The sequence below is a fragment of the Kosakonia radicincitans DSM 16656 genome (genome assembly GCF_000280495.2).
In the GTDB taxonomy this organism is placed as follows: Bacteria; Pseudomonadota; Gammaproteobacteria; order Enterobacterales; family Enterobacteriaceae; genus Kosakonia; species Kosakonia radicincitans.
In genome coordinates this window covers 4048224-4064185 of record NZ_CP018016.1, presented here as the reverse complement: position 1 = coordinate 4064185, position 15962 = coordinate 4048224, and the positions used below count along the sequence as shown (strand labels likewise).

19 protein-coding genes are annotated in these 15962 nt (G+C 53.4%); 13 read left to right on the top strand and 6 right to left on the bottom strand.

Annotation, left to right across the window (positions count from 1 at the left end; genetic code table 11):
- Position 1 precedes the first annotated feature (1 nt).
- Both Y71_RS19645 and Y71_RS19640 read right to left on the bottom strand, forming a co-directional pair.
- Positions 2-475 carry a tetratricopeptide repeat protein gene (locus Y71_RS19645; RefSeq protein WP_007373796.1) on the bottom strand — a complete coding sequence of 158 codons (474 nt, stop codon included), beginning with the start codon at positions 473-475 and terminating at the stop codon, positions 2-4.
- Between the two features lie 884 nt (positions 476-1359).
- On the bottom strand, positions 1360-2157 hold the full coding sequence (locus tag Y71_RS19640; protein ID WP_007373800.1) for an IclR family transcriptional regulator: 798 nt from the start codon (positions 2155-2157) through the stop codon (positions 1360-1362).
- Positions 2158-2402: 245 nt separating this feature from the next.
- On the opposite strand from Y71_RS19640, the gene yiaK reads away from it, so the two are divergent.
- From yiaK to Y71_RS19580, 12 genes are all read left to right on the top strand, one after another.
- Positions 2403-3401 carry a 3-dehydro-L-gulonate 2-dehydrogenase gene (yiaK, locus tag Y71_RS19635; RefSeq protein ID WP_007373801.1) on the top strand — a complete coding sequence of 333 codons (999 nt, stop codon included), beginning with the start codon at positions 2403-2405 and terminating at the stop codon, positions 3399-3401.
- 9 nt (positions 3402-3410) lie between these two features.
- On the top strand, positions 3411-3878 hold the full coding sequence (locus tag Y71_RS19630; RefSeq protein ID WP_007373802.1) for a YhcH/YjgK/YiaL family protein: 468 nt from the start codon (positions 3411-3413) through the stop codon (positions 3876-3878).
- Positions 3879-3902: 24 nt separating this feature from the next.
- Positions 3903-4832, top strand: coding sequence for a DUF4862 family protein (locus Y71_RS19625; RefSeq protein ID WP_007373803.1), 930 nt, complete (start codon positions 3903-3905; stop codon positions 4830-4832).
- Positions 4833-4884: 52 nt separating this feature from the next.
- Complete coding sequence (locus tag Y71_RS19620; RefSeq protein WP_007373804.1) at positions 4885-6204, top strand: MFS transporter; 1320 nt, start codon at positions 4885-4887, stop codon at positions 6202-6204.
- A 69-nt stretch (positions 6205-6273) separates the two neighbouring features.
- Positions 6274-7779, top strand: a complete 1506-nt coding sequence (locus Y71_RS19615) for an FGGY-family carbohydrate kinase (protein WP_007373805.1) — start codon at positions 6274-6276, stop codon at positions 7777-7779.
- Positions 7776-8432: a 3-keto-L-gulonate-6-phosphate decarboxylase UlaD gene (ulaD, locus tag Y71_RS19610; protein ID WP_007373806.1), complete on the top strand. Its 657-nt coding sequence runs from the start codon at positions 7776-7778 to the stop codon at positions 8430-8432. Before Y71_RS19615 ends, ulaD begins: the two co-directional genes overlap by 4 nt.
- Positions 8432-9292, top strand: a complete 861-nt coding sequence (locus Y71_RS19605) for an L-ribulose-5-phosphate 3-epimerase (protein WP_007373807.1) — start codon at positions 8432-8434, stop codon at positions 9290-9292. The genes ulaD and Y71_RS19605 overlap by 1 nt, the downstream gene beginning before the upstream one ends.
- Positions 9286-9981: an L-ribulose-5-phosphate 4-epimerase gene (araD, locus tag Y71_RS19600; RefSeq protein ID WP_007373808.1), complete on the top strand. Its 696-nt coding sequence runs from the start codon at positions 9286-9288 to the stop codon at positions 9979-9981. Before Y71_RS19605 ends, araD begins: the two co-directional genes overlap by 7 nt.
- 215 nt (positions 9982-10196) lie before the next feature.
- The gene (locus Y71_RS19595) at positions 10197-10394 is read left to right on the top strand and encodes a hypothetical protein (RefSeq protein WP_007373809.1); all 198 of its coding nucleotides are present in this window, start codon (positions 10197-10199) and stop codon (positions 10392-10394) included.
- Positions 10395-10396: 2 nt separating this feature from the next.
- Complete coding sequence (locus tag Y71_RS19590) at positions 10397-11170, top strand: hypothetical protein (protein ID WP_007373810.1); 774 nt, start codon at positions 10397-10399, stop codon at positions 11168-11170.
- Between the two features lie 229 nt (positions 11171-11399).
- Positions 11400-11729, top strand: a complete 330-nt coding sequence (locus tag Y71_RS19585) for an SdpI family protein (RefSeq protein WP_007373811.1) — start codon at positions 11400-11402, stop codon at positions 11727-11729.
- A complete protein-coding gene (locus tag Y71_RS19580) occupies positions 11726-11989 on the top strand; it encodes a MafI family immunity protein (protein WP_007373812.1) in 264 nt (87 codons plus the stop codon). The genes Y71_RS19585 and Y71_RS19580 overlap by 4 nt, the downstream gene beginning before the upstream one ends.
- Positions 11990-12073: 84 nt before the next feature.
- Here the strand turns inward: Y71_RS19580 and Y71_RS19575 are convergent, their stop codons facing one another.
- Together Y71_RS19575 and Y71_RS19570 are read right to left on the bottom strand one after the other, a co-directional pair.
- The gene (locus Y71_RS19575) at positions 12074-13612 is read right to left on the bottom strand and encodes a methyl-accepting chemotaxis protein (protein WP_007373813.1); all 1539 of its coding nucleotides are present in this window, start codon (positions 13610-13612) and stop codon (positions 12074-12076) included.
- Between the two features lie 430 nt (positions 13613-14042).
- Complete coding sequence (locus Y71_RS19570; RefSeq protein ID WP_007373814.1) at positions 14043-14615, bottom strand: DUF1349 domain-containing protein; 573 nt, start codon at positions 14613-14615, stop codon at positions 14043-14045.
- 250 nt (positions 14616-14865) lie between these two features.
- On the opposite strand from Y71_RS19570, the gene Y71_RS19565 reads away from it, so the two are divergent.
- Positions 14866-15093, top strand: a complete 228-nt coding sequence (locus Y71_RS19565) for a helix-turn-helix domain-containing protein (protein WP_035943538.1) — start codon at positions 14866-14868, stop codon at positions 15091-15093.
- A 33-nt stretch (positions 15094-15126) separates the two neighbouring features.
- Here the strand turns inward: Y71_RS19565 and Y71_RS19560 are convergent, their stop codons facing one another.
- The gene (locus tag Y71_RS19560) at positions 15127-15648 is read right to left on the bottom strand and encodes a GNAT family N-acetyltransferase (RefSeq protein WP_007373816.1); all 522 of its coding nucleotides are present in this window, start codon (positions 15646-15648) and stop codon (positions 15127-15129) included.
- A gap of 3 nt (positions 15649-15651) precedes the next feature.
- Complete coding sequence (locus tag Y71_RS19555; RefSeq protein ID WP_007373817.1) at positions 15652-15921, bottom strand: type II toxin-antitoxin system TacA family antitoxin; 270 nt, start codon at positions 15919-15921, stop codon at positions 15652-15654.
- Positions 15922-15962: the final 41 nt, after the last annotated feature.

Here is a 15962-nt window from a genome sequence, read left to right as displayed (position 1 = left end):
CTCAACCTTCAGGGCGTTGTGCGTATTCGCGCAGCGCTCTGGCGTAAGGCGCGGTGCGCGCATCCGGGTGCTGCGCAATACAGTTAAGCAGCAAGCTGACCGCCTGTTGATGTTCGCCGAGATTGTGCAGGCACAAAGCATACAATGGCCTTACCTCTGTAGCCTGCGGCCAGTGGGTAAGGATCTCTTCAAACAGGATTTTCGCCTGCGCGTACTGCCCCAGGCAGCGCAGCGTTGAGGCCAGGCCAAAGCGGGCTTCAAATTCATCTTCGCCTGTCAGCCCCGCTTCCAGTGCGGCACGGTACCAATGCTCTGCTTCCTGCTCATTACCTTCGTTATCATACGACCAGGCGATATTCAGCAACGCCAGCGCGCGTAGCGTCGGTTCCGCGACAAGCACTTTCAGCGCCTGGCGGCTTTGTTCGTACTCGCCCTGTTTTCGCAGCGTGATCGCTGCCTGTATTCTGTTATCCATCTCTTCCTTACCTGATAAGCCAACATGGCACAGCAAGCTCATCGTAATAAAGAATCAAGGAAAATCCTATATTTTTAAAAGCGCTGGTGAAGCCACTGGGTATGTTTTAATATTATTATTAATTAGTAGTGATAATGAAATTGTGCAGAGCTTAATTAGCGCATGTTAATTATATTTTTTGTTTTTACTGACTCACACAGCAAACTAATCATCACCTTCTGGATTGCATTAATTTTAATTGCAATCATAGCTACTTTTGTCTTTTTTTATAAAAAATATCAATGGATGTCGTTAAATTTATTGGCTTGTTTTATATCTAATTTATGTTCTTTTGCGCGGTGGTTGTGATCAGCTTTTTACCAGTGATGTTGTTGCCACCAACAATGACCCTCAAAAATTTAACCTGTTTGGGTTGATTGTGGCGCGGATACTGCATTTTTATTGCTAAACTGAAATTAACTCCCTTATTACTCACCATTCTGATGGTCGTGACAACGTTATGGCCTTTTCTGCTTCGGTTGATCCATTTTGCCAGAAATGGAAATAAAATTACTGGCGAAGAAAACAAAGAAACCGGCAACTTACCTTAAGTATCGGATTATTACTGGCAGCTCGATGTTGCCTGCTAATATTTCCGTGGCAATATATCCGCGTATTAACCTGTTTTTATCTGCGGGTTAAGTGATGCCCATCTATGAGATATCTATTCGGTAGCAGTAACGTTAGCCATTTCCTGGAATTTTGTCGTGCTGACGCAACTGAACTACGGCGACAAAAAGCGCGGTGCTGAAGATGCACCTGCTGATGTTTGGCGCGTTACCAGGCATGATGCGAAGGATCTTCTGCGATCGGCCGGAAAGTCGTGGCTTTCCGGCGTCGTGCAATCAGGCTGTTTTTTCTTCGTAGCCCAGTTCCTGGGAAATCGCTCTGGCGGTATTTTTCAGCGCCGCAAGCAGACGTGCTTCACCTAACAATTCCAGCCGCGAGGTGGAGAGTGAAATGGAGACGGCGTATGGCACGCGGCCCTGAATATCGAACACTGGCACCGCGAGGCAGGAGACGCCTAACTCATTCTCTTCCCTGTCTTTTGCCCACTGCTGCGCACGAATTTCCTGCAACTCCTGCTGCATCACATCGAGCTTATCGATGGTGTAGCGGGTGAGCGGCTTGATCCTCTCCCGGTGGTTTGTCCAGTACTCGACAACATACTCCGGGCGGCCATAAGCCAGGTAGATTTTGCCCATCGCCGAGCAATACAGCTCCTGGTGCTGGCCGATATATGCCCGCGTTCTCAGCATGCCGGTGGTCGGCTCAAGTTTATAAATCAGGATCGCGTGATCATCTTCGCGGTTGGAGAAGTTGATGGTTTCACCGATCTCCAGGTTCAGCGCTTCAAGATGCGGCGCGGCAACATGAATGATGTTTAATGACGACAACGCCTTTTGCCCAATGGCGATGCATTTGGTGGTTAAACGGTAACTGCCTGCCGCCGGTGCGGGTTTGACATAGCCGCAGGATTGCAGCCCCTGCAACAGGCGGTGCACCGTACTTTTGTTCAACTGCGCCAGCTCAGAAAGATGCGCTAACGGGCATCCATTTGGGTAGTTACTCAGAATATCCAGCAGTTGTAATCCCCGAAACAGGCTTTGGCTACCCGACGGTTTCTCTTTTTCTTCTTGCATTGATGCGCTCTCGCTTCCTGCCACTTACGGACCCGTTAAATTTGCCAGCTTCAATACTAACGCAAAATGGAACGGGCCACACAAAATCACGGTACGTTTGTAACTCATTGATAGTAATCAACTTAGAAATTTAAAGTGACGCGATGATCACATATCTGAATTTTACTATACGGAATGCTATTTCGTATTTTGAAATTCAGGGGTATAAAAAAAGCACAGATGTTCGATGCAATCAGGAGAAAAAAATGAAGGTGACCTTCGAAGAGCTGAAACACGCTTTCAAACGCGTGCTGCTTTCCCGCAAGGTGCGTGAAGAGACTGCCGATGCCTGTGCAGAAATGTTCGCCCGCACCACCGAATCCGGCGTTTATTCCCACGGCGTTAACCGCTTCCCGCGTTTTATTCAGCAACTGGATGCCGGCGACATCATTCCGGAGGCGCAGGCTAAGCGCATCGCCAATCTTGGCGCGATTGAACAGTGGGATGCACAGCGCTCGATTGGCAATCTGACGGCGAAAAAGATGATGGATCGCGCTATCGAACTGGCGTCGGATCACGGCATTGGCCTGGTGGCGGTGCGTAACGCCAACCACTGGATGCGCGGCGGCAGTTATGGCTGGCAGGCGGCGGAGAGAGGTTATATCGGTATCTGCTGGACCAACTCCATCGCCGTGATGCCGCCGTGGGGCGCAAAAGAGTGCCGTATCGGCACTAACCCGCTGATCGTCGCCATTCCCTCCACGCCGATCACCATGGTGGATATGTCGATGTCGATGTTTTCCTACGGCATGCTGGAAGTGAACCGGCTGGCCGGGCGCAAGCTCCCGGTGGATGGCGGCTTCGATGATGACGGCAACCTGACGAAAGAGCCGGGCGTGATTGAGAAAAACCGTCGCATCCTGCCGATGGGTTACTGGAAAGGTTCTGGCCTGTCGATTGTGCTGGATATGATTGCCACGCTGCTTTCTGATGGCGCATCTGTCGCGGAAGTGACGGAGGATAACAGCGATGAATACGGTATTTCGCAAGTCTTTATCGCCATTGAAGTCGATAAGCTGATAGACGGCGCTTCGCGCGATGCCAAGCTACAACGCATTATGGATTACATCACCACCGCGGAACGCGCTGATGAAAATGCGCCGGTTCGCCTGCCGGGCCACGAGTTTACTCGCCTGCTGGAAGAGAACCGTCGCAATGGCATCACCGTGGATGACAGCGTGTGGGCCAAAATCCAGGCGCTGTAAGGAGGAACGATGATCTTCGGCCATATTTCACAGCCCAATCCCTGCCGCTTACCGGCGGCGATTGAAACCGCGCTGGAATTTCTGCGCACCACCGATTTCCGCACCCTGCAACCTGGTGTAGTGGAAATTGACGGGCGCACGGTCTTTGCGCAGATTCTTGACCTGACCACCCAGCCCAGGGAGCAGCAGAAATCGGAAGTTCACCGCCGCTATCTGGATATTCAGTTTCTGGCGTGGGGCGAAGAAGAGATCGGTATTGCCATTGACCGCGGAAATAACGTTATTCAGGAAGAACTACTGGCCCAGCGCGATATTATTTATTACCAGGGCAGTGAAAACGAATCCTTTTTTGAAATGGTCCCAGGCAGCTACGCGATATTTTTCCCGCAGGATGTTCATCGTCCGGCCTGTAATAAACATCGCGCAACGGCTATTCGTAAAATTGTTGTGAAGGTGGCGATTGCTGCATTGAATTAATTTGCCACTGAGCAGGAGCGAAATATGAATAATAATGCCGGTTATATTATCGGTGCGTATCCCTGCGCGCCGTCGTTTCACCAACAGGGTGAAGAGCAGGAACGGGATTTCTGGCGGCAACTGGCGGATACGCCGCACATTGCCGGGCTGGAACAGCCTTGTCTGGAGAATCTGCACCCGCTTGGCGATGAGTGGCTGCTGAAACACACGCCGGGCGAGTGGCAGATAGTGGTGACAGCGGTGATGGAAACCATGCGTCGCCGCGCGTCGAACGGCGGTTTTGGCCTCGCCTCCAGCGATGAAGAACAGCGCCGCGCCTGCGTTGATTATTACCGCCATCTGCATAACAAAATCCGCGCGGTCAACGCCCGTTTTCCCGGCAAAATCATCGCGCTGGAGATGCAGGCCGCGCCGCTGGCGGGTAATGCCAGCGTGGAACAAGCTACCGACGCATTTGCCCGATCAATCGCGGAAATTGCCCGCTGGGACTGGGATTGCGAGCTGGTGCTCGAACATTGCGATGCAATGAACCAGCCCGCTCCACGTAAGGGCTTTTTGCCGCTGGAAAATGTACTGGAAACGCTGGCGGGCGTGGAGGTTGGCGTGTGCATTAACTGGGCGCGCTCCGCTATTGAAGGGCGCAATACGACACTGCCGCTCAGCCATACGCAACGGGCGCAACAGGCCGGGAAATTGCGCGGCTTGATGTTCTCCGGCACCACGCAGCAGGGCGCGTACGGTGAATGGCAGGATTTGCACGCGCCATTTGCTCCGTTTTGCGCCGAGAGTTTATTAACGGTCGATCGTGCCAGCGCGTTATTTAACGCCACGGCAAACGATAATTTATTATTCAGCGGCATTAAATTACTGGAAATTGATGCCAGGGTCAGTGTTGACCATCGCGTCGCGATATTACGCGACGGCATTACCGCATTAAATAAAGCCAGACAATAAATACAACAAACTCTGTCATCGCATACCTGTTACTTTTAACGAGATGCTAATTATGAATACATCCTCTTACTCTACACCTGCGGATATTCCGCATCAGCGCTGGTTAAGAATAATTCCCCCGATTCTTATCGCTTGCATTATTTCCTATATGGACCGCGTGAATATCGCGTTTGCCATGCCCGGCGGGATGGATCAGGAACTCGGTATTACCGCGTCGATGGCCGGTCTCGCCGGGGGAATTTTCTTTATCGGTTATCTCTTCTTGCAGGTGCCTGGCGGCAAAATTGCTGTGCACGGTAGCGGCAAGAAATTTATCGGCTGGTCGCTGGTGGCCTGGGCGGTGATCTCGGTACTGACCGGGTTGGTCACCAACCAGTATCAGTTACTGGCACTGCGCTTTTTACTCGGCGTGGCGGAAGGCGGCATGCTGCCGGTGGTGCTGACGATGATCAGCAACTGGTTCCCGGATGCGGAACGTGGCCGCGCCAACGCGATTGTGATCATGTTTGTGCCGATTGCCGGTATCGTCACCGCGCCGCTCTCCGGCTGGATCATTACCGCGCTGGACTGGCGCTGGCTGTTTATCATCGAAGGGCTGCTCTCCATTGTGGTGCTGGTGCTATGGGCGATGACTATCTATGACCGTCCGCAGGAAGCGCGCTGGATCTCGGAGAGCGAGAAAAAATATCTGGTTGAGACGCTGGCGGCAGAGCAGCGCGCGATTGCCGGGAAAGAGGTGAAGAACGCCTCGCTGAGCGCCGTGCTCTCCGACAGAACCATGTGGCAACTGATTGCGCTCAACTTCTTCTACCAGACCGGCATCTACGGCTACACCCTGTGGCTGCCCACCATTCTGAAAGAACTTACTCACCGCACCATGGGGCAGGTGGGCATGCTGGCCATTCTGCCGTACATCGGCGCAATTGCCGGGATGTTTATCTTCTCTTCCCTCTCTGACCGTACCGGTAAACGCAAGCTGTTTGTCTCGTTGCCACTGGTGGGGTTTGCACTGTGCATGTTCTTGTCGGTGGCGCTGAAAGAGAGCATCTGGCTCTCCTATACGGCGCTGGTTGGCTGCGGCTTCTTCCTGCAATCGGCGGCGGGCGTGTTCTGGACCATTCCGGCGCGGCTGTTCAGCGCGGAAATGGCCGGTGGCGCGCGTGGCGTGATTAACGCACTGGGTAACCTTGGCGGTTTCTGCGGCCCGTATGCGGTGGGTGTGCTGATCAACCTCTACAGCAAAGATGCCGGGGTCTATTGCCTGGCAATTTCCCTGGCGCTCGCCGCGTTGATGGCGCTGTTGCTGCCAGCGAAGTGCGATGCGGGAAACGCAGCCGTTAACCCGCTCGGCGCGCGCAAACGCGAAGCCTGACCGCGATGCCCGGTGGCGCGGTGCTTACCGGGCATACAGATAAGCGGCAATAACAACGAGAGCATAAAGATGAGTGAAAAAGAGACCTTCTGGTTGGGTATCGATTGTGGCGGTACTTATCTGAAAGCCGGTTTATATGACAGCCAGGGCCGGGAGCACGGCATTGAGCGCCAGCCATTGAAAACGCTCAGCCCGCAACCAGGCTATGCCGAGCGCGATATGCACGCGCTGTGGACGACGTGTGCCGAAACGATTTCCCGCCTGCTAAAACAGACCCACACACCAGGGAAACTTATTCGCGGCGTGGGGATTTCGGCACAGGGAAAAGGATTATTTCTGCTCGGTAAAAACGACCAGCCATTGGGAACGGCGATCTTGTCCTCCGATCGCCGGGCCCTGGATATTGTCCGCCGCTGGCGTGCTGATGACATCCCGCAAAAACTCTATCCGCTTACCCGCCAGACGTTATGGACCGGGCACCCGGTTTCGCTGCTGCGTTGGATGAAGGAGAACGAACCACACCGTTATGCACAGATTGGCTGCGTGATGATGGGGCACGACTATTTACGCTGGTGCCTGACCGGTCGCAAAGGCTGCGAAGAGAGCAATATCTCCGAATCCAATCTCTACAACATGGAAAGCCAGCGCTACGACGCACGATTGTCGCAGTGGCTGGGTATTCAGGAAATTGACGCCGCGCTGCCGCCGATTGTCCGCTGCGCCGAAATTTGCGGGGAAATCACCGCTCAGGCAGCCGCCATAACCGGTCTGGCGGCGGGTACGCCCGTCGTTGGCGGTCTGTTTGATGTGGTTTCCACCGCACTCTGCGCCGGATTGCAGGATGAGCAGCGGCTCAATGCGGTAATGGGAACATGGGCGGTGACCAGCGGCATTGCCAACGGGCTTCGCGATCACGAAGCGCATCCTTATGTTTACGGTCGCTACGTCAATGACGGCCAGTACATCGTGCATGAAGCCAGCCCGACTTCCTCGGGCAATCTTGAGTGGCTCACCGCTCAGTGGGGAGACATCTCTTTCGACGAGATCAACCAGGCGGTGGCCAGCCTGCCGAAAGCAGGCAGCGAGCTGTTCTTCCTGCCGTTTCTCTACGGCAGCAACGCCGGGCTGGAGATGACCAGCGGTTTTTACGGCATGCAGGCGCTGCACACCCGCGCGCATCTGTTGCAGGCGGTGTATGAAGGCGTGGTGTTCTGCCATATGACTCACCTCAATCGCATGCGGGAACGCTTTACCGCGGTACGCGCGTTGCGGGTCACTGGCGGCCCGGCGCACTCCGACGTGTGGATGCAGATGCTGGCGGATGTCAGCGGCTTAGCGGTGGAATTACCGCAGGTGGAAGAGACCGGCTGCTTCGGCGCGGCGCTGGCGGCGCTGGTTGGCACCGGCGTATTCCGCGATTTTCACCACGCGCAGCAAACGCTGAAGCATGACATTCGTACGCTCACTCCCGATATGGCCGCGCACGCCGCCTACCAGCGCAAATACGCGCATTACCAGTTTTTGATTGAAGCACTACAGGGCTTTCACGCCCGCATTAAGGAGCAGACGTTATGAGCCGACCATTACTGCAACTGGCGCTCGACCATACCAGCCTTGCGGCTGCCCGGCGCGATGTGGCGTTGTTACAGGATCACGTGGACATCGTCGAAGCCGGCACCATTTTGTGCCTTAGCGAGGGGCTAAACGCCGTACGCGCCCTGCGTGCGCAGTGCCCGGAGAAGATTATCGTTGCCGACTGGAAAGTGGCCGATGCCGGAGAAACACTGGCGCAACAGGCGTTGGGCGCGGGCGCGAACTGGATGACCATTATCTGCGCTGCGCCGCTGGCGACCATTGAGAAAGGCCACGCCGTGGCGCAGGCGCATAACGGCGAAATTCAGATCGAACTGTTCGGCAACTGGACGTTTGATGATGCCCGAGACTGGTACCGCATTGGCGTGCGTCAGGCGATTTACCACCGTGGACGCGATGCGCAGGCCAGCGGCCAGCAGTGGGGCGAGGCCGATCTGGCGCGGATGAAAGCGCTGTCGGATATCGGCCTTGAACTGTCGGTGACTGGTGGCCTGCAGCCTGCCGATCTGCCGCTGTTTAAAGATATTAACGTCAAAGCCTTTATTGCCGGGCGTGCGCTTTCCGGCGCGGCGGATCCGGCACAGACCGCGAGCGATTTCCACGCGCAAATTCGCGCCATCTGGGGAGATAACTAATGCGTACGCATCCGTTAGGCATCTATGAAAAAGCGCTGGCGAAAGAGCTGAGCTGGCCGGAGAGGCTGGTGCTGGCGAAAAGCTGCGGTTTCGATTTTGTCGAAATGTCAGTGGATGAAACCGATGAGCGCTTATCACGGCTGGAGTGGAGCACTGCGCAGCGGGCATCGCTGGTGGAAGCGATGCTGGAAACCGGCGTGGCAATTCCTTCGATGTGCCTCTCTGCGCACCGGCGTTTTCCGTTTGGCAGCCGCGATGAAGCGGTGCGCGAGCGGGCGCGCGACATCATGCGCAAAGCGATTCGTCTGGCGCGCGATCTGGGTATTCGCACCATTCAGCTTGCCGGTTACGACGTCTATTACGAAGAGCATGACGAAGGCACGCAGCAGCGTTTTGCCGAAGGGCTGGCGTGGGCGGTGGAACAGGCCGCCGCCGCGCAAGTGATGCTGGCGGTCGAGATCATGGATACCGCCTTTATGAACTCGATCAGTAAGTGGAAAAAGTGGGATGAGATGCTCGCGTCGCCGTGGTTCAGCGTCTATCCGGATGTCGGCAACCTCAGCGCGTGGGGCAACGATGTCAGTGCCGAACTGTCGCTGGGTATCGACCGTATTGCCGCCATTCACCTGAAAGACACACAGCCGGTGACTGATGACAGCCCCGGCCAGTTTCGTGATGTGCCGTTTGGTGAAGGCTGCGTCGACTTTGTCGGCGTGTTCCGCACGCTGCAACAACTGAACTACCGCGGCGCATTTTTGATTGAGATGTGGACCGAAAAAGCCAAAGAGCCGGTGCTGGAGATTATTCAGGCGCGGCGCTGGATTGAAGCGCGTATGCAGGAAGGAGGATTCGCATGTTAGAACAACTGAAAGCCGAGGTGCTGGCCGCCAACCTGGCGCTGCCCGCTCATCATCTGGTGACCTTTACCTGGGGCAATGTCAGCGCCGTGGACGACACGCGCACGTTGATGGTGATCAAACCGTCTGGCGTGGAATATGAGGTGATGACTGCCGACGATATGGTAGTGGTGGAGATTGCCAGCGGGCGCGTGGTGGAGGGGAGCAAAAAACCGTCGTCCGATACGCCGACGCACCTGGCGTTGTACCGCCGTTTCCCGCAGATTGGCGGCATTGTGCATACGCATTCGCGCCATGCCACTATCTGGTCGCAGGCCGGGCTGGATCTGCCGGCATGGGGCACCACGCACGCCGATTACTTCTATGGCGCTATTCCCTGTACGCGGCTGATGACCGAAGAGGAGATCAACGGCGAATATGAGTATGAAACCGGGGAAGTGATCATCAAAACCTTTGAACAGCGCGATATTGACCCGATGCAGATCCCGGCGGTGCTGGTGCATTCGCACGGCCCGTTTGCGTGGGGCAAAAACGCGGCGGATGCAGTGCATAACGCGGTGGTGCTGGAGGAGTGCGCTTACATGGGGCTGTTCTCACGCCAACTGTCCCCGCAGCTTGCGGATATGCAGCAGGCATTGATGGACAAACACTATCTGCGTAAGCACGGTTCGCACGCCTATTACGGCCAGTAAATGGCAGACCGGAGGGGAGCGTCCTCCGGTTTTTTATTTCAAAAAGCGGCTATTGAATTTGCACCCCTACTTCGCACATCGGCGATGTTAATCCGCTATTCATGGCGTAAGCGTCCGGCGCACTGCTGGTCATTCATCACGCCCTATTTGCTTCTGTTCGGATAAAAAAACACATAATCCGCAGTCGGTTTCTATACTGACTGCGGAGGTGATGAATGAAAAAAATGTTGTATTCGTTGTTTGCCAGTCCCGATCGGTTATTGCAGGTGATGAGCCATAGCGAGATCCAGGATTCGATTGAAGATGGCGATCGTATTGTTGTTGATGCCGACGGTAATACCTCGGTGAATATTCACTGTCAGCAGGTGCAGGACGATTTTAAACGTCATGTTGACGCATTGAAGAGGGCGTAAATATGGGAACCGCCATCTTCATGGTATTAATGGTTTGCGGCTACTGGTATACCTCGCACGATCTCTCCACGCGCTTTAAATTCAAACGTAGCTTCGGCTGGGATGTCTATTTTCTGGTGGCGCTTTATGGCTGCGTTTTTGTCCTGCAGGGCATTCTGGCCACGGCGCTGCTATGGCTGTGTCTGTTAATCGCTTCCACCGTGATGAACCAACTGCCTGCGGAATTTGGCGCCGAACAGCATCACTTGCACATGAGTTTTATGAACTGGAGCTTTTTAGGCATTCAGGCGCCGGTGGTGATTATGCTGGCTTTTGCCGTTCTGTTTTGTCTCTGGCGATCAAACTGGTCCGGCAGCGCGCGGCTGGACAGCTCCGGGCGTCGTGAACTGTATAAACACCTGTCACGCGCCAACGGCGTGGAAGGGCTGATTTATCAATGTATGGAAACGGGCGATCTGGCGTGGATAACGCTTAAGTCGCAGCGCATTTACATCGGTATGATCCACACTGCTACGTTTGACAGCGGCGATGCGAACAACATTGTGCTGATCCCGATGTTGAGCGGCTATCGCGATGAAAAGACGCTGGATCTGCATGTCGAGCACAACTACAGCGCGTGGTACGCCGAACACAATATCGAGCTGGCTTCCGGGCCGCGCCCGGCGCTGGATTTCCGCAAAGTGCTGCTGTTATCGCAGGTTGAGAGCCTGTCGCTGTTTGACCCGGCGCAGGTGCTGGCAATGGGAATTCATCGCCAGCGGGAACAGCAAGCGTAACCCGGTTTGCCGGATAAGCGCGCCATCCGGCAACGCCTTTCTTGCACAGCAGTCGATCTGCTACTGTCGGCTGCAGTGACAGCCGTGCGTGTTGTGAAATTCACCCACCAGGATTTGTGGGTTCTTATTTCGTCATCCAGGGCGCAATATCCCGACCTGGGGATATTAAGGGTTTTATCCCTTTGTCGGGATAACGATAAAAGCCCGCAATGGGAAAGGAGCTTCACCCATGAACGAGACCTTTGTTTACCTGAGCATCGGTTGCCTGGTTCTGATGGCGCTGGCGATCCCGCTGGCGTGGCAGCGCATTAAACCGAACCGTTTTTACGGTGTGCGCACGGCGCTTACGCTGCGTGATGAAGCGGCCTGGTATCGGGCGAACCGCGTATTTGGTGTGGCGATGCTGCTTTGCGGCGCAGCGTTTTTTCTGCTCTCGGCGCTGCTCGGCAACTGGCGCGAGAGGGGGAGCCCGGCTATCAGTGTTGTATTGTTTTTGATTGCAGTGTCGGTTCCGGCGTTAGCGGCACTGGTGACGAATAAAGGCGGAGAAGTGCGATGATGGATGTAAGAGTGAAAGCCTTTGGCGCGCGCTTTTTCGGGCGCGTGGACGCTGAAAGGTTGCAATTTGCCATCGATTATGTGGATTACAACGAAAGCGGGCTGGCTTTTGAAACGATCTGCGATTACCTCATTGAAGCGGATGCTCCCCTCAGCGAAGAAGAGTACCGGCTGGCGGAAGAACTGTACCGCGATATGGAAATGAAATGGGGCGGCAGTTGCCTGAAATACTTGCAGGTGCTGGTGGCTTCGCGACAATAAAGTAACCCGATCTTCTGCACTGCTGTTACCCCGTATTCTGAGTACAACCGGCCGGGTAAGCGCGAGCGCCACCCGGCATTTCGGCTACAACCTGAACGCATTCACATCATTCAGCAGCTTCCCGGCCTGATGGCTGAGCGAATTGGCGGCGGTAGCCATCTGTTCGACCATTGCGGCGTTCTGTTGCAGGTTACCTTCCATCTGGCTGACGGCAATATTCACCTGCTCAATACCGTGGCTCTGCTCGCTGGATGAGTTATTCACCTGATTAATCAGCAATGTGGTTTCATCCACTGCACCCAGCGCATTATTCATCCGCGTAGTAACGCTGGAGGCATAGCTGACCCCTTCACTGACATTCTTAATCGCTTCATCGATCAGCCCGCGAATATCCCGTGCCGCAACGGATGAGCGGTGCGACAGCGAACGCACTTCGCCCGCCACAACGGCAAAGCCTTTACCCTGTTCGCCCGCGCGGGCAGCTTCCACTGCCGCATTGAGCGCCAGAATGTTGGTCTGGAAAGCTATGCTGTCAATAATGTCGGTGATTTCAGAGATCTTCGCCGATGAAGCGGAAATATCATCGATCGATTTTTGCAGGGAACTCAGTTCGCGATGACTTTCGTTCATCATCGTCTGCAGACGGCCAATAAAGGCATTCGCCTCCTGTGCGTTGTCCTTATTGTGTTTCACCGTCGCTGAAAGCTGGTTCATACTGGCGGCAGTCTGTTCCAGCGAGGACGCCTGTGATTCTGTGCGTGAAGAGAGATCGTCGTTGCTTTTGGCGATTTCACTGGCGGCGGTATCGACTTCACTGCTGGCCTCTTTCACGCTACTCAATACATTGCGGATTTTTTCCATCAGGCCATTAAAACTCGCCGCAGTCGCGCCCAGTTCATCTTTTTTATCGAGATCCACTTTCAGGGTTAAATCCAGTGATTCGCTAATAGTGCCCATACTGGTTTGTAGGTTTTTCAATCCTTTATTCAGATAGCCAAGAATGAGTGAGGCAAATACGGCAATCAGTACTAATAAAAAGATAATCGTTGAAATTAATAACCAGAACGTATTCTGATACTGCGTATGGTTATTAGCCGCATATTCCTTAGCGATATTATAATTGCGCTTCAACATTTCCGTAATATTCGCACTTAATGCAGAGGAAGCCTTGGCAATAATTCCACCATCCGACACCATCTGCCGTGCAGCCTCGATACCGTCACGGTGGTAAACGCCTGTCATCGATTCTAATTTCTGCGCATAATCATCAAAGGATTGTTGTGTGCTGGCCAGTTGCCGGGCATCAGTATCATCACTGATTAAATTCGCTTTGTAATATTCAAATATCGCTTTGGTTTTATTCAACTCATCTTTCGCCTGCGCCATATGCTTAGTAAAAACGGCTTCATCATTAATCAGCAATGACATCAGAATTTGCCGCCTTGCTTCTTCGCGATGCTGTAGTGCCTCGCTGAGTTTACTGATACTTGGCAGACTATTATCAATAACATAATCAAAGCGTTCTTGAGCTTTGTCTAATGCGCGAATACTCAAGCCGCCGAGCAGAAGCATGGCGACAAAGGTAATGGCAAAAACAAATAGCAGTTTTTTTAAAATAGTCATAACGTCCTCAGATACATTCCATTTCCAGGGGTGATGTTATTTTTATCGGCGACTAAAGGGAAATCTTCATGGTTAAAATAATAAAAAAATGCTTTTATTATCTTCCCGGTTAGCGAATAAAAAAGCCATGTAATACAAGGGCTAAATGTGCAGTGGAGTATTTTTCTGTATCGCCTGTATAATATATTTTCGTGATTTTGATTTCTTGTAATAAATATATTCTACATCTTTACATATTACTAACAACCCAATGTAGCGTTACTGAAATATAATTAAGGTGCAGTATAAAAATAACGATTAACGCTACCTGATTATCCATCGGCAGGTGATGCGCTGAGTGCTTTTTAGAGAAGCGTGTTACCGGCCAGCTACGTTATTCAGGGAAACCTGACTGGCCGGATTTTGTGAGCAGAGAAGGCGGGGCAAAACATTAGCTGAGATCGTGAAGATCTTTCTCCAGCAGCGGCGTTAACGCCATTTCAGTAAAACTCACTGCCAGCCCGCTTCGCTCCGGCGTGCAACACATCACGCCGACCGCACAGCGCGGATGGGGAAAATGGCACAGCCGCAGCAGCGGCCAGACGTGTCCCTCGGTGGAGTATTGCAGGCGCAATGCGTCGCCTTTGCGGCTCAGCCGCAGCCAGAAATCCCCCGCGTCGCCGGTGAAAATACCGGTCGCCCAGTCCGAAAAACCCTGCGTTAGTACGCTGCCGATGGCGGGCGCGCCGTCATTAAACTCAATCCCGGCTTTTAACCAGTTCTGCTCATCCGCCACCAACAGCACGCCCGCCTGATCGTACAGCGCGGAAAAATGCGCCTGGATCCGCACCTGAAAGGTGAAATCGCCCGCTACATCACGCACATAACCGTGACCGTTGAAGCGCTCAAACCCGTACCAGGTTTTGCGCCAGAAATCGGTGTTGCCATCGGTGAGCACCTCAATTTTGCCCTGCGCGTCGCGCCACTGTTGCGGCTCATTGATCCAGTAAAAATCACCCGACATGTTTCGCTCCTTTTGTCTGTTGGCTTAAGGAGTGTTGCTGGTGATGGGGGAGATTGCCAGCGGGCTACGCGGTGTATTCTGCGCGGATCACACCTTTTGGTCGAAAGGCATTGCGAGAAACGATTAGCTACCGTAAATACGCAGAAAGCGCCGCGGTAAAAACAGAGGCCTCTCTGACTGGTTGTTTCATTTGGGGTAAAAGGCGCTCATGAAAATGAGATTTCGCAATAGTGAAAAAAGAGTGGAGCAAATGGCATCCGTCTATTCAGAAGAGTACCAGCGCGTGATCATCGTGCTCAAAAAAGCCCGTAAAGAACGTGGCGTTACTCAGGCGCAACTTGCCGAAGCGCTTGGTCGCCCGCAATCTTTTATCGCCAAAATTGAGAGTGGTGAAAGAAGGTTAGATGTGGTTGAGTTTGTGCATCTGGCGAGATTGGTGGGCCTGGAGCCAGGGGATATATTGCAGGGGATATGTTAACGAACGGCGTTACCCACCGCCACTGGAGATGGCTTACTCTTCGAACAAGCGTTCAATAGACTTTGTTGGAAAGAACAGCGAATGCTGATTGCGATCGGCTAAAGGAATGAAGCCCAGCTTTTCATAGAATTTTTTGGCGTTGCCAGTGAGTGCTTCGACAAATAACCCATGTATGCCGATGGTAAGTGAAGCGTTGTAAACCACCCTCATGGCGTGCGCCACCAGGGTTTCTCCCCAGCCGTTTCCCTGGAGTGACTTATCAATAGCGAGCCGACCTAATATGACGCAGGGGACATTGTGATAAGGCACCTTTTTTTGCTGTGTTTTCGTGGGCAGTTGTTCTTTCTCGAAACTGCCGCCAGACAAGGTGTAATAGCCTAAAATGCGCGGCCTGGGCGTTTTCGTTACAAGGAGCCAGGCACGTAAAATTTTGCCATCATGCTGGCGTTTGAGATGGTTGGTTAAAAAAGCGTTGAGCGATACCTCACCACAATCAAAACCTCCTGTTTCATACTCTGTCTCTCCTGAGAACATCTCAATGGTCAGGTTGTCCACGATTCACTCCATGTTTTGCAGACGTTTTGCGGCGCGTTTAAGTTTGTCATTCGGTGCTGGTGGGTTTTCGATAGCATCCATAACCCTGTTCCATGATTCCTCGCTGAGAATCAGGCGACGGTGCTGTTCAATCACTTCCGCGGCGCGTTCAGAAGCGCTGTTAACCAGAAACTGTGTGACCGTCTGATTGGTCATTGCCGCCGCTTCTTCGATCATTTTCTTATCCTCATCCGTTAGTCGCAGATCTATGCGCTGTTTTTTCAGTGCGGGCATAGCGGTTCTCTCCCCGGCGGCCTGAATTTATACAGACCAGC